Source organism: Ruegeria sp. AL3, assembly GCF_056536065.1.
In genome coordinates this window covers 2,421,204-2,441,159 of sequence record NZ_JBQFJG010000001.1, presented here as the reverse complement: position 1 = coordinate 2,441,159, position 19,956 = coordinate 2,421,204, and the positions used below count along the sequence as shown (strand labels likewise).

Annotated in this window: 19 protein-coding genes; 12 read left to right on the top strand and 7 right to left on the bottom strand. The window is 58.1% G+C overall.

Going from position 1 to position 19,956, the window contains the following annotated elements; translation table 11 throughout:
* Positions 1–18 precede the first annotated feature (18 nt).
* Positions 19–1,089 carry a site-2 protease family protein gene (locus tag ACR3E6_RS12335; RefSeq protein ID WP_171639631.1) on the top strand — a complete coding sequence of 357 codons (1,071 nt, stop codon included), beginning with the start codon at positions 19–21 and terminating at the stop codon, positions 1,087–1,089.
* Positions 1,090–1,098: 9 nt separating this feature from the next.
* Here ACR3E6_RS12335 and aroB read toward each other — a convergent pair whose 3' ends face one another.
* Positions 1,099–2,211, bottom strand: coding sequence for a 3-dehydroquinate synthase (aroB, locus tag ACR3E6_RS12330; protein WP_480487350.1), 1,113 nt, complete (start codon positions 2,209–2,211; stop codon positions 1,099–1,101).
* Positions 2,212–2,799 carry a shikimate kinase gene (locus tag ACR3E6_RS12325; protein WP_152457761.1) on the bottom strand — a complete coding sequence of 196 codons (588 nt, stop codon included), beginning with the start codon at positions 2,797–2,799 and terminating at the stop codon, positions 2,212–2,214.
* A gap of 79 nt (positions 2,800–2,878) precedes the next feature.
* Here ACR3E6_RS12325 and ACR3E6_RS12320 point away from each other — a divergent pair, with 79 nt between their 5' ends.
* From ACR3E6_RS12320 to ACR3E6_RS12275, 10 genes are all read left to right on the top strand, one after another.
* Positions 2,879–3,028: a hypothetical protein gene (locus ACR3E6_RS12320; RefSeq protein ID WP_171168466.1), complete on the top strand. Its 150-nt coding sequence runs from the start codon at positions 2,879–2,881 to the stop codon at positions 3,026–3,028.
* The gene (locus ACR3E6_RS12315) at positions 3,018–4,538 is read left to right on the top strand and encodes a hypothetical protein (protein ID WP_480487348.1); all 1,521 of its coding nucleotides are present in this window, start codon (positions 3,018–3,020) and stop codon (positions 4,536–4,538) included. The genes ACR3E6_RS12320 and ACR3E6_RS12315 overlap by 11 nt, the downstream gene beginning before the upstream one ends.
* A 2-nt stretch (positions 4,539–4,540) precedes the next feature.
* Positions 4,541–5,497, top strand: coding sequence for a site-specific tyrosine recombinase XerD (locus ACR3E6_RS12310; protein ID WP_171723408.1), 957 nt, complete (start codon positions 4,541–4,543; stop codon positions 5,495–5,497).
* A 63-nt stretch (positions 5,498–5,560) separates the two neighbouring features.
* Complete coding sequence (locus ACR3E6_RS12305; RefSeq protein ID WP_171632949.1) at positions 5,561–6,868, top strand: HlyC/CorC family transporter; 1,308 nt, start codon at positions 5,561–5,563, stop codon at positions 6,866–6,868.
* A gap of 19 nt (positions 6,869–6,887) precedes the next feature.
* Positions 6,888–7,046: a hypothetical protein gene (locus tag ACR3E6_RS12300; protein WP_480487346.1), complete on the top strand. Its 159-nt coding sequence runs from the start codon at positions 6,888–6,890 to the stop codon at positions 7,044–7,046.
* Positions 7,047–7,281: 235 nt separating this feature from the next.
* The gene (locus tag ACR3E6_RS12295; RefSeq protein WP_480487344.1) at positions 7,282–9,699 is read left to right on the top strand and encodes a GcvT family protein; all 2,418 of its coding nucleotides are present in this window, start codon (positions 7,282–7,284) and stop codon (positions 9,697–9,699) included.
* Positions 9,700–9,730: 31 nt separating this feature from the next.
* Entirely contained in the window at positions 9,731–10,330 is a 600-nt protein-coding gene (locus tag ACR3E6_RS12290) for a nucleotidyltransferase family protein (protein ID WP_480487342.1), read from the top strand.
* 750 nt (positions 10,331–11,080) lie between these two features.
* The gene (locus ACR3E6_RS12285; protein ID WP_480487340.1) at positions 11,081–12,517 is read left to right on the top strand and encodes a DegQ family serine endoprotease; all 1,437 of its coding nucleotides are present in this window, start codon (positions 11,081–11,083) and stop codon (positions 12,515–12,517) included.
* Between the two features lie 180 nt (positions 12,518–12,697).
* Positions 12,698–13,378 carry a response regulator transcription factor gene (locus ACR3E6_RS12280; protein WP_152457754.1) on the top strand — a complete coding sequence of 227 codons (681 nt, stop codon included), beginning with the start codon at positions 12,698–12,700 and terminating at the stop codon, positions 13,376–13,378.
* Positions 13,371–14,741 (top strand): ATP-binding protein, encoded by a 1,371-nt coding sequence (locus tag ACR3E6_RS12275; RefSeq protein WP_171632960.1) that lies wholly within the window; start codon positions 13,371–13,373, stop codon positions 14,739–14,741. The genes ACR3E6_RS12280 and ACR3E6_RS12275 overlap by 8 nt, the downstream gene beginning before the upstream one ends.
* On the opposite strand, the gene ACR3E6_RS12270 is transcribed toward ACR3E6_RS12275, so the two are convergent.
* The 3 genes from ACR3E6_RS12270 to ACR3E6_RS12260 are packed head-to-tail and all read right to left on the bottom strand — an operon-like array spanning position 14,738 to position 17,481.
* Complete coding sequence (locus ACR3E6_RS12270; RefSeq protein WP_480487338.1) at positions 14,738–15,205, bottom strand: CYTH domain-containing protein; 468 nt, start codon at positions 15,203–15,205, stop codon at positions 14,738–14,740. The genes ACR3E6_RS12275 and ACR3E6_RS12270 overlap by 4 nt on opposite strands.
* On the bottom strand, positions 15,202–15,957 hold the full coding sequence (locus ACR3E6_RS12265; protein WP_480487336.1) for a ParA family protein: 756 nt from the start codon (positions 15,955–15,957) through the stop codon (positions 15,202–15,204). Before ACR3E6_RS12265 ends, ACR3E6_RS12270 begins: the two co-directional genes overlap by 4 nt.
* 3 nt (positions 15,958–15,960) lie before the next feature.
* Complete coding sequence (locus tag ACR3E6_RS12260; protein WP_480487334.1) at positions 15,961–17,481, bottom strand: CHAD domain-containing protein; 1,521 nt, start codon at positions 17,479–17,481, stop codon at positions 15,961–15,963.
* 305 nt (positions 17,482–17,786) lie between these two features.
* On the opposite strand from ACR3E6_RS12260, the gene ACR3E6_RS12255 reads away from it, so the two are divergent.
* Positions 17,787–18,134: a TfoX/Sxy family protein gene (locus ACR3E6_RS12255; protein ID WP_171632970.1), complete on the top strand. Its 348-nt coding sequence runs from the start codon at positions 17,787–17,789 to the stop codon at positions 18,132–18,134.
* Positions 18,135–18,187: 53 nt separating this feature from the next.
* Here the strand turns inward: ACR3E6_RS12255 and ndk are convergent, their stop codons facing one another.
* The gene (gene ndk / locus ACR3E6_RS12250; RefSeq protein ID WP_068334875.1) at positions 18,188–18,610 is read right to left on the bottom strand and encodes a nucleoside-diphosphate kinase; all 423 of its coding nucleotides are present in this window, start codon (positions 18,608–18,610) and stop codon (positions 18,188–18,190) included.
* Positions 18,611–18,724: 114 nt separating this feature from the next.
* The gene (locus ACR3E6_RS12245; protein ID WP_480488136.1) at positions 18,725–19,927 is read right to left on the bottom strand and encodes a multidrug effflux MFS transporter; all 1,203 of its coding nucleotides are present in this window, start codon (positions 19,925–19,927) and stop codon (positions 18,725–18,727) included.
* Positions 19,928–19,956 lie beyond the last annotated feature (29 nt).

The window sequence follows — 19,956 nt, the reverse complement described above, 5'->3', positions numbered from 1 at the left end:
AAAATTCGGAGACACGACATGACATGGTCCTTTTCTCTCGGCCGGTTGCTCGGGTCCGAACTGAGGGTCCATGTCACGTTTTTCCTGCTTCTGGCCTGGGTGGGCTTTGCGGCCTATTCCGCCGGTGGCCTGCCGGCCGCCATAGACAACCTGTTGTTTGTTCTGGCCTTGTTTGCCTGTGTGGTCGCGCATGAATTCGGTCATGCCCTCATGGCGCGGCGCTTTGGAATCAAGACCCCAGACATAACATTGTTGCCGATCGGCGGGTTGGCCCGGCTTGAAAGGATGCCGGAAAAACCGATGCAAGAAGTGCTTGTGGCACTTGCAGGTCCGGCGGTGAACATCGTGATCTGGGTCATACTGGTCGCCTTCGGAGCAGGAGTGCCGATCGAGACGCTTTCCCAGATCGATTCACCGGGTATCGGGTTTCTGAACAGGCTGGCCTACATCAACCTGCTGCTGGCCGTATTCAACATGATCCCGGCCTTCCCCATGGACGGAGGGCGCGTATTCCGCGCCCTTCTGTGCCTGCGCATGGACCGCGTCAAAGCAACACGGGTGGCTGCGGTCGGAGGTCAGATCGTTGCGGTGGGTCTGGGGTTTTTGGGGCTGAGTTCAGGCAACCCGTTTCTCGTGCTCATCGCCGTGTTCGTGTTCATCGCCGCCAACGCCGAAAGCCAGGACGTCGCCCTGCGCTCCGCAGCGCGCCGGGTACTGGCCCGGGACGCGATGATCACCGAGTTTCACGCGCTTTCCCCCGACGATACGCTGAGTACCGCGGCGCAAGCCGTGATTCACACCACTCAGCACGAATTCCCTGTATTGGACTCAAGCCAGGCCCTGTTGGGATTCGTCACGCGTGAACGGCTGTTTGCTGCGCTGGCAAGTGACCAACCCAGATCAGCGCCCGCCACGTCGATCATGGACGCGGCGGTCCCCGCAGTTTCGCTTACCACCGGGCTCGAGACCGTTCTGGAGCACTTGCACAACGGCGCTCCGGCCATTGCTGTGGTCACTCGGGGTGGTCGCATGATGGGTTACATCACGCGCGAGAACATCGGTGAACTGATGGTCATTCAGGGGCGCTAGGCCTTCAGGTCAAGCCGTGGCAAGCGCATCCGACAGGACCGAAAGAACCGCATCTTTCGGCACATCTGAGGTCACGAACGCTTCTCCGATCCCACGCGCCAGAATAAACCGAAGCTGGCCATCCACGACTTTCTTGTCCTGTCCCATAAGATCCACCAGCGCCTCGGCGCTTGGCAATTCGCTCGGAATATCGGCCAGATCCGTCTTCATCCCCATGGCACGCAAATGCGCGCGCACCCGGCTTGGATCCTCTTGCGAGCACAAACCCAGGCGCGATGACAACTCAAACGCCAGCGCGCAGCCAATTGCCACACCTTCGCCATGCAGAAGGCGGTCGGAATATCCCGTCGCGGCCTCCAGGGCGTGGCAGAACGTGTGCCCCAGATTGAGAAGAGCCCTGTCACCTTGTTCGGTTTCATCCCGCGCGACGATGTCGGCCTTCATTTGCACCGAGCGCGTCACCGCGTGTACCCGGGCCGCCATGTCACCCGAGGAAACGCTTGGCCCGTGCGCCTCAAGCCAATCAAAGAATTTCGCATCGCCAAGCAATCCGTATTTCACGACCTCGCCATAGCCCGACAAGAAGTCTCTTTGGGTCATGGTCCCCAGAACAGAGGTATCCGCCAGAACCAGAGACGGTTGATGAAACGCGCCGATCAGGTTTTTGCCCTGTGGTGCGTTGATCCCGGTCTTTCCACCGACCGAACTGTCCACTTGCGCCAGCAAGGACGTTGGAATCTGCACAAAGCGAACACCGCGCCGCAGAACCGCCGCTGCAAAGCCTGCCAGATCTCCGATGACGCCGCCCCCCAAGGCCACGACGACATCCCGGCGTTCGACTTTTTCTGCGAGCAGCCACTCTACAGCGCGCTCGAAATGCGGCCAGCTTTTGGTTGCCTCTCCGGCGGGCAGCGCCAGCGCGGTCATCTCGATCCCCGCGGCATTCAGCCCGGCGCGCAGCGCCTCAAGATGCAGACCGGCCACGTTTTCATCCGTCAAAACCGCGACTTTTGGCCGGGCCAGAAGTGGTGATATCCAGCCCCCTGCCCGCGTCAGAAGATCCGGACCGATTTCAACATCATAGGATCGGTCACCCAGGTCCACATGTACTGTTTGGTGCATTTATTTGAGTTCCAAAACATCAGGGCGCGCCAACAGAGCGTCGACAACGCGGCCTACCATATTTTCGATCGAGGTCTCGCCATCCGAATCCACTGTCAGATCGGCCTCAGCATAAACCGGCACGCGGGCCTCGTAGAGGGATTTCAGCGTCGCATAGGGATCGTCGGTGCGCAGCAGAGGACGGGTGTCTTTGTGGCGCACACGGTTCCACAGAACATTCAGATCCGCGCGCAGCCAGACGGCAGCGCCCTTTTCGGCGATGATGCGACGGTTTTCCGGCTGGAGAAACGCCCCCCCACCCGTTGAAAGAATGCCTTTTTGTTCATCCAGCAAGCGCCCGATGACCTGCGATTCCTTGGTGCGAAAGAAAGGTTCGCCGTCACGCTCAAAGATTTCAGGAATGGTCATGTTGGCGGCTGATTCGATCTCGGCATCGCTGTCCAGAAACGGAACACCCAGACGTGCGGCCAACGCGCGACCCACCGCAGTCTTGCCAGCCCCCATCATCCCCACCAGAACCACGGTTTTGTGCAGATCAAAACCACCCTGTGTGTCTGTGGAATGTGTGTTATGCTTAATTTCGCTCATTTAAACGTGAATGACGTGATCTTGGGAAAAATGCCAGTTATAACTTGGCCAAAATCAAAAATTGAGGCAGCGTGGGGCCATGGGCCGACTGATCAAATTCCTGATATATGTTCTTTGCCTGGTATTCATTGGGCTGGTCGCCTACGCCTATGTTGGCCCATTCTTTGGCGCGGATTTTTCTGCGCCTCAAAGTGAAATCCGCGAACCGGTCGTATTGGATGTCAACTAAACAGGCGCTGTTGGCGGTCTTTCTGGCGGGATCGGCACATGCGCAGACCCCGTTATCCGCGATCGAGTGGCTTGCGGATCCGCCGGAAAACCTGCCCGGAACCGTATTGCTGGAACCGCCGGTGGCACAGAACGGCGGATTGCCCGAAATTGAGGTCACGCCGCTTGAAGCGTTGTCGCAACCTTTGGGCCTGGTCGCATCATCCGTCACCGGGTTGCCCGTGGATTTGTGGCAAGGCAGCGATGCGAACCGGCTGGCGGAGCTGATCGCGAAGACGCCCGTTCGCGACAACCCGGCCATGCAACGCCTGTTGTTTACATTGCTTCTGTCGGAAACCCGGGCACCGGCGGGCCCTGATGCGCAAGAGATTATGCTGCTGGCGCGGCTGGACCGTCTGATGCAACTGGGCGCGGCTGATCCCGTGCAATCTCTGGTTCAACTGGCCGGGCCGACCGATACACAGGATCGATTTCAGCGCTGGTTTGACGCAACGCTGCTGACCGGTGATGAGGATCGCAGCTGCACCGCCCTTATCGCCGAACCGCATCTGTCAAAGGACTACGCCGCGCAAGTGTTCTGCAAAGCCCGACGCGGAGATTGGGCATCGGCCGCGTTGACGCTTGAGGCAGCGCATGCCCTGGACATCCTGCCACCGGAAGAGCTGGCGGTTCTGGATCGTTTTCTAAGCCCTGAACTCTATGAAGGCGCGGCTTATCTGCCCCAACCTAAAAACCCGGATCCATTGAGTTTCCGACTGTTCGAAGCGATCGGAGAGCGGCTTCCTTCCGCCTCGTTGCCACGCGCTTTCGCCAACGCGGATCTTCGGGATGTGGCCGGATGGAAAGCGCAGATCGAAGCCGCCGAACGGCTTACACGCATTGGCGCTTTGACGCCCAATCAATTGCTTGGACTTTATACCGAAAGGTCCCCGGCAGCGTCCGGCGCAGTTTGGGACAGGGTCGCAGCCATCCAACGATTTGAAAGCGCATTGGATACGCGAAGCGCTGAAGCCATCGGAAAAACGCTGCCGACGGTCTGGCAGCAGATGCGCAGCGTCGGGCTTGAAGTGCCCTTCGCCGAATTGTTCGCCGAGCGTCTGTCAAAGGTTTCGCTGTCGGTGCCGGCGACTGAAAACCTGCGCTGGCGCATTCTGATGCTGTCTGGCCTGTACGAACAGGCTGCACAATCAGCGCCGGACAACTCGATCGATACCCTGTTTCTTGCGGCGCTGGCGCAGGGTGATCCGGGGCGGGCGGTTTCTCCTTCTCCGTTGGCCGACGCGGTTTCTCAGGGGTTTGCATGGGCAGCACCCGTACCCAACGACATCGACGCCTTGCTGGACAATGGTCAACTTGGTGAAGCCATACTGGAAGCCATGCAGTTGTTTGCGCATGGTGCACGGGGCAATCTGGTGGATCTGACCGCAGCAATCGCAACCTTCCGACGCGTGGGCCTGGAAGACACCGCGCGGCGTGCCGCGCTGAGCCTGTTGATCCTTCAAGAGCGCTGAAGATGGCTATTCCGGCGACAAATGAGCTATGGATTTCGACCTTTCTACAGGCCCAGGCAGCGGAACTTGGCGCGGCGACAAATACCTTGCTGGCCTATGGCCGCGATCTGAAAGACTTTGCATCCTGGTTGCAGCACAGGGGATCCGGATTCGATCAGGCAGATCGTGATCAGATCGAGGCCTATCTGATCGACTGCCAGGCACAGGGCTTGTCACGTTCCACCCGCGCGCGGCGATTGTCGGCGATAAAACAGCTGTACCGCTTTGCATTCGAGGAAGGCTGGAGCGAGACGAACCCCGCCATCCAGATCAAAGGTCCGGGGCGGCAGAAGCGACTGCCCAAAACGCTGGACGTGCCCGAAGTCGACCGTCTTCTGGCAGCCGCCCGACAAACCGGGCGCAGCAAGGGCGATCGCATACGCAATACCTGTTTGATGGAAGTTCTGTACGCCACCGGGATGCGTGTGACCGAACTTGTGTCCTTGCCCGTTTCCTCGGCCCGTGGCGATCCCCGTATGTTGCTGGTGATGGGCAAAGGCGGCAAGGAACGCATGGTACCCCTGTCCCCACCGGCGCGGGATGCTTTGGCTGCCTGGTTGATCGCGCGGGACCAAGCCGAAGACCAGACCGTCGAGAAAGGCGGTCAAATATCCCGTTTTCTGTTTCCGTCGCGCGGCAAATCCGGCCACCTGACGCGGCACAGGTTCTTTCTGCTGGTCAAGGAACTGGCCGTTCAGGGTGGCGTTTCACCCGAGAAAGTCACCCCGCATACCCTGCGCCACGCCTTTGCCACGCATCTGCTGGCCAACGGCGCTGATCTGCGTTCGATCCAGACCTTGTTGGGTCATGCCGACGTTGCAACGACCGAGATTTATACTCATGTTCTGGATGAACGGCTGTCGGAACTGGTGTTGCAACACCACCCGCTGAGCAAAGACCCTGACGAAGACCGGGGCTAAGCCCTTGATCCAGCAGCGCGGCATCCCCATAACGGATGCGTCACCCTAACCCACCAAGGACCAATGGAACCCTCATCTTCTCTGATCGACAGCACATTCTGGATTACGTCAGGCGCGATCCTCTTGTTGCTCGTTTTGTCCGGCTTTTTCTCGGGTTCGGAAACGGCGCTTACAGCTTCGTCTCGCGGAAAACTGCGGGCGCAGGCCGACAAGGGATCACGGGGCGCAAAAAAGGCGCTGGAAATCACCGATGACAATGAACGCCTGATCGGCTCGGTTCTTCTGGGCAACAACCTTGTCAACATCCTGGCCGCCTCGCTGGCGACGGCCTTGTTCACCCGTATATTCGGCGAAAGCGGTGTGGCGTTGGCGACCCTGGTCATGACTTTGCTGGTGCTGATCTTTGCCGAAGTGCTGCCCAAGACCTACGCCATCACCAATTCCGAAAAGGCCGCGGCAGCTGTTGCCCCGATCATCAGCGTCGTCGTGACGGTGTTTTCGCCCATTGTGGCGGCGGTGCGGCTGCTGGTGCGCGGTGTGTTGCGCCTGTTCGGCGTGCAGATCGATCCCGACAGCAACATTCTGGCTGTACGCGAAGAGATTGCCGGCGCCTTGCAACTTGGTCATTCCGAAGGCGTAGTCGAAAAGGAAGACCGCGACCGCATCTTGGGTGCGCTGGATCTGGGCGACCGGACGGTGGAAGAGATCATGCTGCACCGATCGAATATCGAGATGATCGACGCCAATGCCGCCCCAGAGGAAATCCTGAAACAATGTCTGCAAAGCCCCCACACCCGTCTGCCTGTGTTCCGGGACGAGCCGGAAAACATCGTGGGTGTTGTCCACGCCAAGGACCTTTTTCGCGCCATGTATGCGCAGGCAGGCAGCAGCGACGGCGGGACCGACCGTTTGGCAAGCTTTGACATCGGAAAGGTGGCAAACGACCCTTACTTTGTGCCCGAAACCACGACGCTGGACGACCAGATGCGGGAATTCCTGCGCATGCACAGCCATTTTGCATTGGTTGTGGATGAGTATGGGTCACTGCGAGGCCTGATCACGCTTGAAGACATTCTTGAAGAAATCGTGGGCGAGATCGCCGATGAGTTCGACATAGACGAAGAGGTGCCGGTAATGCGCACCGAAGATGGCCAGTATCTGGTTGAAGGATCCATGACGATCCGGGATGCCAACAGGGCGCTGGACTGGTCTCTGCCGGATGACGAGGCGAACACGCTGGCCGGTCTGGTGATTCACGAGGCCCAGATGATCCCTGACGTCGGTCAGGTGTTTTCGTTCCACGGTTTCCGGTTCGAGGTCACGGCGCGTGAAGGCAACCGTATCACGGGACTGAAAGTGCGCCCCCTGTAGCGCCTGCGATTTTTCTGAAATGTTCCGCGCGCTGCCCAAGTGCCTGTCGTCAACTGAACGACCCAATTGCACTGAACCGGGCCCGGATATTCCGATCATCGCACAGTTCGACCCAAGCACGGAGCTGGGCGAGATGGGCCAGTTTGATCACCCCGACTTTGTTTCAGCTGTGCAGTAAAGTGGAAAAGCAGCCTTCAAGGCCGAAAAACCACCGGGCGATGTCGTGCTGAACGAGGCCCAGACCGCCTGTTTGTTTGCCCTCGGCTACAGGTTTTGACGACATTGGCTGCGCGAGAAGGCTGTGAAATCCAAAGCTGGTGCAATAGGTGACATGCGACACTTGTTGTCGCTAACAGACGAGTAATATCCCCATCGGCTCTACAGTTTTTTCCAAAGTCATGGGGAGGAACACTGTGAAAACCACCTGTCAGGTTGCCGTCATCGGGGGCGGCGTCGTCGGATGCTCGGTGCTCTATCACCTGACCAAGCTGGGCTGGTCCGACGTGATGCTGCTGGAGAGGTCGGAACTGACCAGCGGATCGACATGGCACGCGGCGGGCGGGTTTCATACGCTCAACGGCGACACCAACATGGCCGCGCTGCAGGGCTATACTATCCGGCTGTATAAAGAGCTGGAAGAGATCACCGGCATGTCCTGCGGGCTGCACCATGTGGGCGGCATCACGCTGGCCGACAATCAGGACCGGTTCGACATGCTGCTGGCCGAACGCGCCAAGCACCGCTTCATGGGGCTGGAAACCGAGATCGTCGGCCCCGACGAGATCAAGAAGATCGCCCCCATCGCCAACACCGACGGCATCATCGGTGCGCTTTATGACCCTCTGGACGGGCACCTCGACCCCTCGGGCACGACCCATGCCTATGCCAAGGCCGCGCGCATGGGCGGCGCCACGATCGAGACCCACTGCATGGTGCGCGAGACCAACCAGCGCCCCGACGGTACATGGGACGTGGTCACCGACAAGGGCACCATCCATGCCGAGCATATCGTCAACGCCGGCGGCCTCTGGGCGCGCGAGGTCGGCGCGATGGCGGGCATCTACTTCCCGCTGCACCCGATGGAGCATCAATACCTCGTCACCGACAACATCCCTCAGATCGAGGCGATCATCGACGCGGGCGGCGAACATCCGCACGTCATGGACCCGGCCGGTGAAAGTTATTTGCGGCAAGAAGGGCGCGGCCTGTGCATCGGGTTCTACGAACAGCCCTGCAAGCCCTGGGCCGTGGACGGCACTCCGTGGGAGTTCGGGCACGAGCTGCTGCCTGATGATTTCGACAAGATTACCGACAGCATCGAGTTCGCCTATCGCCGCTTCCCGGTTCTGGCCGAGGCCGGGGTGAAATCGGTAATCCACGGCCCCTTCACCTTTGCCCCCGACGGCAATCCGCTGGTCGGACCAGTGCCCGGCGTGCGCAACTACTGGTCGGCCTGCGGCGTGATGGCCGGCTTCAGCCAGGGCGGCGGCGTCGGCCTGACGCTGGCGCAATGGATGATCGAGGGCGAGCCCGAGCGCGACGTCTATGCCATGGACGTCGCCCGCTTCGGCGACTGGATCACCCCCGGCTACACCCGCCCCAAGGTGATCGAGAACTATCAGAAACGCTTCTCTGTCGCCTACCCGAACGAGGAACTGCCCGCCGCGCGGCCCAACCGCACCACGCCGATGTATGACATCTTCAGCGATCTGGGCGCGGTCTGGGGACAGCAATACGGGCTCGAGGTGCCGAACTATTTCGCGCAGGAGGACGAGCCGACCTATGAACCCCCCTCCTTCCGCCGCTCGGACGCCTTCGCGGCAACGGGCCGCGAGGTGCGCGCCGTGCGCGAGGGCGTCGGCATCAACGAGGTGCACAATTTCGGCAAATACCTTGTGACAGGCCCCCGCGCCCGCGACTGGCTGGATCGGATCATGGCCGGGCGCATCCCCAAGCCGGGCCGCCTGTCGCTGACGCCGATGCTGTCGCCCAAGGGCAAGCTGATCGGGGATTTCACCGTGTCGTGCCTGGGCGAGGAGGAATTCCAGCTCACCGCCTCATATGGTGCGCAGAATTTCCACATGCGCTGGTTCCGGCAGCATCAGGAAGACGGCATAACCATCGAGAATATCAGCGACAAACGCAACGGGTTCCAGATTGCAGGCCCCAATGCCCGCGAGGTTCTGGCTGCCTGCACCCGCGCCGATATCAGCGACATTCGCTTCATGGACGTGCGCCGCATGGTCGTCGGCATGACCGACTGCATCGTGCAGCGGGTCAGCTATTCCGGCGACCTGGGGTTCGAGATCTACTGCGATCCGATGGCGCAGCGGCAGCTGTGGTGGACGCTTTGGCAGGCCGGCCAACCGCACGGCATCACCCCCTTCGGCATGCGCGCGATGATGAGCCTGCGGCTGGACAAGTTCTTCGGCTCGTGGATGCGCGAATTCTCACCCGACTATACCCCCGCCGAAACCGGGCTGGATCGCTTCATCGCCTTTGGCAAGGACGCCGATTTCATCGGCCGGGCCGCCGCCGAGGTGGAACGTGCGACAGGCCCCGCGCGCAGGCTGGTGGCCTTCGAGGTCGATGCAGTCGATGCAGACGTGAACGCCTATGAACCGATCTGGCTGGACGGCAAGGTTGTGGGCTTTTGCACCTCGGGCGGTTATTCGCATTATGCCCGCAAGTCCGTCGCCATCGGTTTTCTACCATCCGAACGCGCAGCAGATGGGCTTGAAACGAAGATCGAAATACTGGGCCAGATGCGTACGGCAAAGGTCATCTCGACACCCTTGTTTGACGCAGATGGCGCCCGAATGAGGGGATGACTCGGGCTCGGGCTGACGGCATTGTGCTGAAATGACTGAAATACCCATTATCCTTCTGGCGGCTGGCCAATCCAGCCGCATGGGCGGCATCGACAAATTGATGCAGCCGATCAACGGCATCCCGTTGATCGCCCGCTCTGCAAGCGTGGCTTGCGCCGTGGGACCTGTGATCGTCGCCCTGCCCCCTAAACCAAATCCAAGATATGGCGCGCTTGATGGCATGGATGTTCAGATCGTTCCGGTCCGGGATGCGGCAGAAGGCATGAACGCCAGTTTGCGCGCCGCGATCCAAAACCTGCCACCTGATGCACCCGCCGCGATGGTTTTTCTGGCTGATCTGCCCGATCTGACAGAAGCTGACCTGGCAGCAATCCTGAAAGCGCGAGAAACCCATCCCCACAACCTGATCTGGCGTGGGACGACCGAGGAAGGAAAGCCCGGTCATCCGGTGGTGTTTGACAGATCCCTTTTTGATCAACTGTCACAATTGCAGGGGGACGACGGTGCCCAGAAGATCGTGCGAAAGCATCAAAACAGTGTTCATCTGCATCCCCTGCCCGGCCGAAACGCACTGTTGGATCTGGATACCCCGGGTGACTGGAAGGCCTGGAGCAAAAAACATGCCCCCTGAACAAACACGGCCCGGTCTTATCGACCGGGCCGGTGCCCAAAACAGGACTACCACTTTGCTCAATCTCCAAAGCGCGGCCAGTGTGCTTTCAGAAACACCCCGGCTCTCAAACAGCCAAACCTAAACAAGACCCCCTCGTTAACACGCCGTTATCACTTTTGGTGATCGAGTTAGCCGCCAGCGCCCCCTAGCGCTTTTGGCTCCCCTCACTTGGGCACCTTCATCCTCACTTATCCGATCGTTCGAAACAACGTAAAATTGGAAGGAAGGGTTAATTTGGGTCTTGTTCAAATGGCTTTTACGCAACATCGCGCCAACCAGAAATCAACTTAAAGGCGATAGACTGTTTTCACAAGAGGTAGCGATTCGTGATTAAACGCAAACTTATTAGCCAATATCCGTAATCATCCATATTTTTTTTGTGTCAAGCCATGTCTCAACCAAACCCACCCACAACCATTGGAAGAGCAGCTCTTTTCCCCATCATTTGGAAGGATGATTGTCAACAAAACAAAACAAATTCAATGTTTTTGAAAGTTTGACGCCATTTTTAGCAACAATCCTCCGATTCGCTGCGGTCTTGGTCGGTGAAATTCCGCGAATCCCGATTGACGTCGACCGCAAGCCAACACCGACTTTGTGGCAAAATTAAGATTTATTAATTGATCAGTCAGGAAACGCCAATTCTGAGCATGCATCTGTTGTCTCAACGCGCAGCCGCAACTGCGCGACGATAATCAGGAGACACAAATGAGCATCCGCAAATCCTCGCTTTTACTTCCCCGCACTTCCAACTGGGTCGGTGTCAGTGCGCTCGGCGCGGCCCTACTGGCAACGACGGCTATCCCTTCCATGGCGGACGAGGCATTGGCTGACCTGGTTGAGACCGTTTCACCATCGGTCGTAACCATCATCGCTGAACAAGACGCAGTGCCGACCCCAGCCCAGGGGCAGAACTTTGACTTCGAAGGACACCCGTTTGGTGAATTCTTCAAACGCTTCGGCGGCCCCGAAGGGTTCAACATGCCGCAACGCGGCCCGTCTCAGGGCCTGGGTTCGGGATTTGTTCTGGACGAAGCCGGATACATTGTCACCAATCACCATGTCGTCGACAATGCCTCGACCGTGACCGTAAGGCTCAGCGATGACCGTACCTTCGACGCCGAAGTGGTCGGAACGGACCCGCTGACGGATATCGCGGTTCTGAAAATCGACGCGGGAACTGACCTGCAAGCCGTAGAGCTTGGCGACAGTGATGAAATCCGCGTAGGTGAAGACGTGGTCGCCATCGGCAACCCCTTCGGCCTCAGCTCGACCGTGACCACGGGCATCGTTTCGGCAAAAGGCCGCAACATCTCGGAAGGCCCTTATGCCGAGTTCATCCAGACGGATGCAGCGATCAACAAGGGCAACTCGGGCGGCCCCCTGTTCAACATGGATGGCGAAGTGGTCGGTGTGAACTCGGCCATCTATTCGCCCAGCGGTGGTTCGGTGGGGCTTGGATTTGCCGTCACGTCCAACATCGTTGAACACATCGCGGCCGATCTGCGGGATGACGGACAGGTGAGCCGCGGTTGGCTGGGCGTGTCGATCCAGAACGTAAGCCCACAACTTGCGGCAGCGTTGGGAATCGAGGCTTCCTCGGGCGCGCTGGTGTCTGACGTGGTTGCGGGCAGCCCGGCAGACGGCGCCCTGAAGCAGGGAGACGTTATCCTGACCTTCAACGACGATGCCGTGGAGTCCAGCGGTGACCTTCCCATCCTTGTGGGTACGACCAAGGTCGGCACCGACAGCACTCTGACCGTTTTGCGTGACGGCAAGATGGAAACGGTGACCTTGACGGTTGGCCAGCATCAGGCCGCATCGGCCGAGGCCGACAAGCCGGTCGAGGCGGAAATTGCGGGAACAACACTGGGTGTGACCGTGGCCCCCCTGACCGAAGCGGTTCGGGCAGAAACCGGTGTTGCTGAAACCGTCCAGGGCGTCGTCGTCACCGACCTGAAGCCCGACAGCCCAGCGGCAAAGGCCGGCCTGCAACGCGGCGATGTGATCGTCAAGCTCGGCAATCAGGACACTGTCTCTCCGGACGCGCTGAAATCTGCGCTGGACAGTGAGAAAACCGATCCTGCGCTGGTGCTGATCAACCGTGGCGGCAGCCAGATTTTTGTCGCGGTCGAACTGGCCTGACCTTGAACATGCGTGCGCCGCTTGATGGGGATTTTCGGCGCACGCCTCACCCGGCGGATCAGAGTTGTCCACTATCCGCCGGGCTTGCCGGGTGCCGGCCCAGCACCCGGCAAGAACTTCTTCTAACCATATGCTTTAGTTAAAATTTGTGTTTAAATATCAAAAGAAAGGATCCCGACCATGAGCCGCCGTCTGTTGATCGTCGAAGATGATGCTGACACCAGGGACTTCATCGCCAAAGGTTTTGGCGAAGAGGGGTATGTGGTCGAAACCGCCGCTGACGGTCGTGAGGGATTGTACCATGCCACGGACGGTGGGTTTGACGCCATTGTTCTTGACAGGATGCTGCCCGGTCTGGATGGGCTGTCGCTGATCAAGTCAATGCGGGCCGCCGGTTTGAAAACCCCGGTTTTGATGCTGACGGCGATGAGCGCTGTGGACGAAAGGGTCAAAGGGCTGCGCTCGGGCGCTGACGACTACCTGGTCAAGCCTTTTTCGTTTCAGGAGTTGCACGCCAGAATCGAAGCCCTTTTGCGTCGCCCTCAGGAATCCGAAGAGACGCCGACATTGACTTGCAAAGACCTTCAGATGGACTTGTTGACTCGCAAAGTCACACGCGATGGGCACGAGATCACTCTGACACCGCGTGAGTTTCAGATTCTCGAATTTTTCCTGCGCCGCAAAAACCGTGTGGTGTCGCGCACCATGTTGCTTGAAGGGGTTTGGGATTATCATTTTGACCCGAACACCAACGTCGTGGACGTGCATATTTCGAAGTTGCGACGCCAGTTGGACGAAGGCGGTGACGCGCCGTTGATTGAAACCGTCCGCGGAGCGGGTTACATGATGTCCGATGGATAACCTTCGGCTTTCCCTGAACAATTCCCGCACAAGGCTGGTTGCAACCAGCATGTTTCTGAGCACGATTCTGACGGCGTCTGTGCTCGCCATCGTCTATGTGACCGCCAACCGAAGCATCGAGGCCGAAACCCGCTCGGTCGTGTCAGCCGAGTTGACGGGGCTTGCGGATGAATACGAAAGGCGTGGGCTGATAGGTTTGATCACTGCAATTGAGCGCCGTTTGCCAAGTGCCGCCGAGCGGGATGCGCTTTACCTTTTGACAGACAGGTTGGGGGTCAAACTTGTCGGCAATCTCAAGACCTGGCCGGTGAACATTGCTGCCGGAAGCGGTTGGGTGGACTTGGAATTGCGCCGGGCCGACAACGATCAGCTTGTGCCCGTTTCAGCCGCATCCATCCGCCTGCCGGGCGGCGAGCGCCTGCTGGTCGGGCGGGATGCAGCGTCACGCCAGCAATTCGACAGGGTACTGTTTCGCTCGGTTGCGCTGGCGCTTGGGATAGCTTTGGTTTTGAGTGTCATCACCGGCTGGTTGTTCACGCGTTTGGTGTTTTCACGCCTTTCGGATATCGCCAGTACGGCCGAGAATATCGTTTCAGGCGACCTTTCAAAACGGATGCCGCTGCGCGGAACCGGGGACGAATTCGATCAGGTTTCAGGCACATTGAACAACATGCTTGACCGGATCGAGGAGTTGATAAGCAACCTTCGGACCACATCTAATTCAATTGCTCATGATCTCCGCTCACCTTTGTCTCGTCTGCGGCAAAGGGTCGAGGCCCTCTCTGAACCCGACAAAAGCGACTTGGATCGCGAGATCGACATTGCGCGGGCGACGGGTGAAATCGATCACGTCCTGCGGGTTCTGGGGCAGCTCACTGAAATCTCTCGGGCCGAGGCCGGCCTGGGGCGCGAGCAATTCGAAACCATCGATTTGCAGCAACTTGTTGGTGATGTTGTCGAGCTTTATGACCCGGTGGCCGCCGATCAAGGCGTGCAGCTTGAAGTCAAAGGTTCCGCCCCTGCCATTCAGGGGCACCGGCCCCTTCTGTCGCAAGCTCTTTCCAATCTGTTGGAAAACGCAATGCGTTACGCGCCGGAACATACTGCAATCACGATTTCGATCGGTACTCGCGACGGTTTCACCCAACTGAGCGTCAGGGATCGTGGCCCCGGCGTACCGCCTAAAGAACTGGATCGCCTTCAGCTTCCCTTCGTGACACTTGACCCCGCGCGGACGGAACGGAATGCGGGTTTGGGCCTGGCTCTGGTGGCCGCAATCTCACATATGCACGGCGGAAAATTTGCCGCCCGGAACTGCGACCCCGGGCTGGAAACCACGATCAATCTGGCACAACTGCGTTAATCCGGAACACCGTATATCGCCATGGTCTTGTTCTTGTATCGCGTGTCGGCGGTGACATCCGCACCGAACCAATCCGGTGGCACGTATGCTTTGGCCTGCTCCTCCGAAGTGAACTCTACCTCGACCAAGCATAGCGGCGCCAGATCACCTGAAAAGACGTCCAGCTCGAACAGCAAGCCATCCGGCAAATGGCCGGTGTAGCGCTCTTTTTCCACCCTGCGCCCTTCTGTTTCCGGCCAGAAGGTTTCGAACTGATCCGCAGTTATCTCAGCCTCTCGCTCTAACCGGACCAGGCCACCAACCCCTTTCAAGGTCAGGAAATACGCATCGTTCTTTTGCCTCAGCCGCAGCTCGGTGGAATCGTCGGGGGCCGTCAGATAACCCTGTCTTACGACGGCCTTTTTCGCTTTGCTCAGGTCCGGCAGGCTTGAAACCAGAAACTTGCGCTCGATTTCCTTGCTCATTGGTTCGAAATCACTCCGTTTTCCAGCTCTTCAAACAGCGCCCTGTAAGACGCACAGGCCGCACTGCGCCCGGCATAAGTACAGACCGGGGCACGATTCTGACCCATCTTTTCAATATCCGCAGCGAAAGGAACCACCGTCCGCAAAAAGCGTTTCGGATACAGCTTGCGCATCGCCTTCATGGTTTCCTGATGCAAAACCTTCCGGTGTTGCACCATCGAAAAAAAGGCGCGCAGCTTTTTCTTGCGCAGCTTGTGTTGTTCAAAAAAGCTCACCAACTGATCGAAACTCCGCTCGGACAGGGTTGTCGGCATGACCGGCACAACGATTTCGTCGGCAGCTTTGAAGACATTTTCAGACAAAGTCGAAAAGTTGGGCGGGCAATCCAGAACGATCACGTCATAGTCGCTGCCCGCGGCCATCAAAGCTTTTTTCAGCCGCGAGCGTTTGTTTCGCATCCGCGTCAGGAACACGTCGAAGTCGCGGAAGGTCAGGTTCGCCGGCAGAACGTCCAGCCCTTCGAAATCGCTGGCCCGGATCGCCTTGATAAACCGCTCCACATCCTCGAAAAACCGCGCATCCTTCAGTTTTTTTGATGGCTTCACACGAAAGTAGAACCCTGAAGCGCCCTGGGGGTCGAGATCGCACAACAGCACCTGTTGCCCCGCCTGCGCATAGGAATAAGCCAGATTCACCGAAGTAGCGGTTTTGCCGACACCGCCCTTGTTGCTGTAACAGGCAATGATCTTCATTCCTCACTCCTTTTTTCGGTGAAACAAGTTCCGAAACAGGCGCCGGCTATCTGGCCCGTCAAACTTCTGAAAGCTGGCAATTACGCGGCTCCGCTCGGCCTTTTGGCGCTGATCCAGAACGGCAATCAATCCCCCCACGGCCAGGCCCATCCGCGCATCCACACGGCCCCGCGTGTCGCTGTGCTGCGCGACAAAAGCCGTCAAGGACTTTTGCTGAACAGCGCAATCGTTGAACACGCCCAGATTGTCCTGTAGCTTTTTCAATGGCTTGATGATTTTCTTGAAGCTCTTTTCATCGAACAGAGGCCCAAAAATCTCCATCAGATAGCGCAGTTTCTTGCAATCGATACGAAGGTCATGCACGGTTTCGTCCCGAGTTTCGTCAGTGACACCGCGTGCGATTTTGCAGACCTTGCGATACCGTTTCCAGATCAATGCGCACGCGTATTCATGTGCTGCCCGTTTCGCGTTTGATCCGGGCGTCAGGCGGTCTGTTCCGTTGAACATCGCCGTCAGATCGGACATACGGGCGTTGTATTCGTCACTGCGCAACCGGCGGGACAAGCGTGACAGTTCCTTGGCACGCTCCTTCTCGAAAAGGTCGAACATCTCTTGAAGGCCCGCGTGAAGACTGGGCGGTACAAGACTGAAGTATTTATCTTTTTCCAGAAGATAGACATCCAGATCACGCATACGCCCGGTGGCGGCCATGAGATCGGAAAAGACACGTTTCAATTGCACTGTCTGCGTGTCTGAAAAAACGCCTTTGAACAGGCTGATCACGGAGCGGACCTTTCGCAATGACACCCGGTAATCATGCAGAAACTCTGTGTCGATATCGGCTAACACCCCATATTCGTTTTGCCGGGCAACTTGCAGATATGTTTGAATAATATCTGCCGCGACCTGAATAGACGGCTCAGCTTCCCACAACTTGATCTCTGGCTTGGCCCGATAGGCGACCATGCCAGGGAAAAGTCCGGCACAAAGCGCTTCGACACCCGACCCGCCCCCGGACAAGGCGGAAATCGCGGTGTTCACCTTTTGAAATTCTTTCTCATACCCCCGCAGCCGCTGAAGCTGAACGATTGCTGCCTGACCCGTCTGCGAAGACAGGCACCAAGCCGTTCCCCTGACCAGCGTTTTCTCCAGCTCATCCAATACGGCGAGGGGTTTCGTCTGAATCTCTCCGGTTCCGATCTGCATCAGCGCACGCAGTTTGGGGAAACCCTTCAAAGCGGCTGTCACCGGACCCTGCGGCAGGTCTTGAACAAACCGCCCCTGCCCCTTGCAGCGTTGAGACAGCGGCGCGCGGCCATTCTGGAAAAGCCACAGTGTTTCTGCGACCTCAACCAGAACACGACCTGAATTCCGCAACGATTGATCGTGGCAATCCAAAAGCACGAAAGATCTCGATTCCGCTGGTGGGTCGATCCTGATCGTGAACCCGGGAATGAGCTTTTCAACATGCGCTTGGTCAATGGATTGGGACAGAATGCACTGAACACTTGAAGGATCGGTCATGATCCACCAATCCGGGGCGTTTTCAGGTATTCATTGACATTTGCCTCAACGATCTTCTGCACGCTGGTTCCTTCTTCGACGGTTCTGATCTTTCATCACGTTCAGCGTATTCGGCTTTTACCTTGGTCAGCAGTTTGTCTGGCCCTGGACCGACCCGCGTTTGGTATCTGTTGGCTTTTGAAACCCGGACCGCCGAGGCAGCATGACTTCATGAGAGCGGAAACACCAGAAGACAGCAAGACATTATGTTGCGCCAACGCGCAAACATGGGTGACAGACCCCAGAGGTGCAATTAAGACAGGCTAATGAGCGATCCAGTTTCTTCGATCCGCAACCTTGGACCGGCTTTCGAGCAGGCCTGCGCGCGCGCCGGCATCCACTCGGCTGAAGAACTGCGACAGCTGGGACCGGATGAAGCCTATGCCCGGCTTTTGCGGGCTGGCACCAAAGCACATTTCATCGGCTACTATGTTTTGGTGATGGGGCTTCAGGGACGCCCTTGGAATGATTGCAAGGGTGAAGAGAAGAAGAAGCTGCGACAGCGTTTCGACGCGATCAAGGCCGGCAACAGCGCCGCGCCGGAAAACCAGATGGTTGCCGATCTGGATGCCATCGGGGTCCGCGTTGCAACCAAAGATCTAAAGCAGGTCTGAATAAAAAAGGCCGCTCCTGGCGGAGCGGCCCGATCTTTCGGCAAAAAACCGGCTTAGCCGACCAGTTCGATGCCCGAGAAGAAATATGCGATCTCAACAGCCGCGGTTTCCGGAGCGTCGGAACCGTGAACCGAATTTTCGCCAACCGATTCAGCGAACTCGGCGCGGATGGTGCCCGGTGCTGCGTCCGCCGGGTTGGTTGCACCCATAACTTCACGGTTCTTCGCAATGGCACCTTCGCCTTCCAGAACCTGAACAACGACCGGAGCCGAAGACATGAATTCGCACAGTTCGTCATAGAACGGGCGCTCGGCGTGCACTTCGTAGAACTTGCCGGCTTGTTCCTTGGTCATGTGGATGCGCTTCTGCGCAACGATACGCAGCCCGGCTTCTTCGAACTTGGCGTTGATCTTTCCAGTCAGATTGCGGCGCGTTGCGTCGGGTTTGATGATCGAGAATGTACGTTCCAGTGCCATGTCGGCCTCTCCTTACAATGTGGCGCGGGTCCGCGCCGAAATCCATCGCGCGCCGCGTATCACGGTCTTTCGCTCATGAAAAGTGTTATGATGGTTTGCCTGCCGCTTTGGCGCTCAGAATGTATCCGGCAAAGGGTCTGTCCGGTCCAGACGCCGAACGTAAAGCACTGCAAGCAGACCTGCAAAGCTGCTGGCCCACATCATGCCCAGAACCAGAAACGGCCCGTTTTCAGGGCTGACAAACGCACCCGTCATCGAGGTCAGGATCGCGCCAAGCCCGACCACCATCGCCCCGGACAACCCTGCCGCGCTGCCTGCCAGTTTGGGTCGCACGGACATGACCCCTGCCGAAGCGTTTGCATTGGTCAGTCCATTGCCGAACCCAACGCAGATGGCCGAACCGAAGAATACCCAGACTGACCCCAGCCCGGCGATGAACAGAAGCAATCCGCAGAATGGCCCGGTCGAAGCCACAACGCGGCCGATCAGGATCATTGTGGTCAGACGTGTCCGTGCCGCGATCCGACCAGTAACGAAGTTACCGACCATGAACCCGCCTGTTATGATACCAATCCCAAGGCCCAACATGGCAGGGCTCAGATCAAACCACGCGGCGGCGACCAATGGCGCACCGGTGATGAAGCTGTAGAACCCACCAATCGAAAACGAAGCGCATAAGGCATAACCCCAGAATCGGCGGGCGCGAAACAGATCCGGATACTCGCGCAATTGGGCGGTAAAGGTTGAAGAGCGGTTTGTATTGGTCTCGCCCATGTCGAACCAAAGCAAAACCAGCAGCCCTGCCCCCAGCACAGTGTAAAGAGCAAATCCCGAGCGCCAGCCAAAGAGCATGTCGAGTGTCCCACCCAGCATAGGGCCAAGCATTGGGGCCAAAGCCATGGCCATCGCCACATACCCCAGTTTGCTTGCAGCCTCATTCGGCGGATACCGATCTCTGATCGATGCGCTTGAAAGAACTGACCCAGCCACCACCGCGGCCTGCAAAAGACGAAAGCCCAGAAAGGTCCAAATGGCCTCGGCCAGAGAGCAACCGATTGAGGCGATGACGAAGATGGTGATGCACATCAAAAGTATCGGTCTGCGCCCGTAACGATCGGAAAGCGGACCCATGATCAGTTGCAACACGGCTGAGACCGACAGATACCCGGCAACCGACAGGTTAACCAAGCCATAATCCACACCGAAATCCGTACTCATGTGGGCCAGAGACGGCAGGAACATGTTCAATGACAAAACCGACAGTGCCGTGGCAAAGATCAGAGTGACCAAGTGCGGAGGTGTCCGGGCCGCGCGCATGTGAAAACCGTTCTGAATAGCAAACGACA

Excerpts from the sequence above, each read along its gene's own strand:
- ACR3E6_RS12335 (WP_171639631.1), top strand. The coding sequence starts at position 19 with ATGACATGGTCCTTTTCTCTCGGCCGGTTGCTCGGGTCCGAACTGAGG.
- aroB (WP_480487350.1), bottom strand. The coding sequence starts at position 2,211 with ATGCACCAAACAGTACATGTGGACCTGGGTGACCGATCCTATGATGTT.
- ACR3E6_RS12325 (WP_152457761.1), bottom strand. The coding sequence starts at position 2,799 with ATGAGCGAAATTAAGCATAACACACATTCCACAGACACACAGGGTGGT.
- ACR3E6_RS12320 (WP_171168466.1), top strand. The coding sequence starts at position 2,879 with ATGGGCCGACTGATCAAATTCCTGATATATGTTCTTTGCCTGGTATTC.
- ACR3E6_RS12315 (WP_480487348.1), top strand. The coding sequence starts at position 3,018 with ATGTCAACTAAACAGGCGCTGTTGGCGGTCTTTCTGGCGGGATCGGCA.
- ACR3E6_RS12310 (WP_171723408.1), top strand. The coding sequence starts at position 4,541 with ATGGCTATTCCGGCGACAAATGAGCTATGGATTTCGACCTTTCTACAG.
- ACR3E6_RS12305 (WP_171632949.1), top strand. The coding sequence starts at position 5,561 with ATGGAACCCTCATCTTCTCTGATCGACAGCACATTCTGGATTACGTCA.
- ACR3E6_RS12300 (WP_480487346.1), top strand. The coding sequence starts at position 6,888 with ATGTTCCGCGCGCTGCCCAAGTGCCTGTCGTCAACTGAACGACCCAAT.
- ACR3E6_RS12290 (WP_480487342.1), top strand. The coding sequence starts at position 9,731 with ATGACTGAAATACCCATTATCCTTCTGGCGGCTGGCCAATCCAGCCGC.
- ACR3E6_RS12285 (WP_480487340.1), top strand. The coding sequence starts at position 11,081 with ATGAGCATCCGCAAATCCTCGCTTTTACTTCCCCGCACTTCCAACTGG.
- ACR3E6_RS12280 (WP_152457754.1), top strand. The coding sequence starts at position 12,698 with ATGAGCCGCCGTCTGTTGATCGTCGAAGATGATGCTGACACCAGGGAC.
- ACR3E6_RS12275 (WP_171632960.1), top strand. The coding sequence starts at position 13,371 with ATGGATAACCTTCGGCTTTCCCTGAACAATTCCCGCACAAGGCTGGTT.
- ACR3E6_RS12270 (WP_480487338.1), bottom strand. The coding sequence starts at position 15,205 with ATGAGCAAGGAAATCGAGCGCAAGTTTCTGGTTTCAAGCCTGCCGGAC.
- ACR3E6_RS12265 (WP_480487336.1), bottom strand. The coding sequence starts at position 15,957 with ATGAAGATCATTGCCTGTTACAGCAACAAGGGCGGTGTCGGCAAAACC.
- ACR3E6_RS12260 (WP_480487334.1), bottom strand. The coding sequence starts at position 17,481 with ATGACCGATCCTTCAAGTGTTCAGTGCATTCTGTCCCAATCCATTGAC.
- ACR3E6_RS12255 (WP_171632970.1), top strand. The coding sequence starts at position 17,787 with ATGAGCGATCCAGTTTCTTCGATCCGCAACCTTGGACCGGCTTTCGAG.
- ndk (WP_068334875.1), bottom strand. The coding sequence starts at position 18,610 with ATGGCACTGGAACGTACATTCTCGATCATCAAACCCGACGCAACGCGC.
- ACR3E6_RS12245 (WP_480488136.1), bottom strand. The coding sequence starts at position 19,927 with ATGCGCGCGGCCCGGACACCTCCGCACTTGGTCACTCTGATCTTTGCC.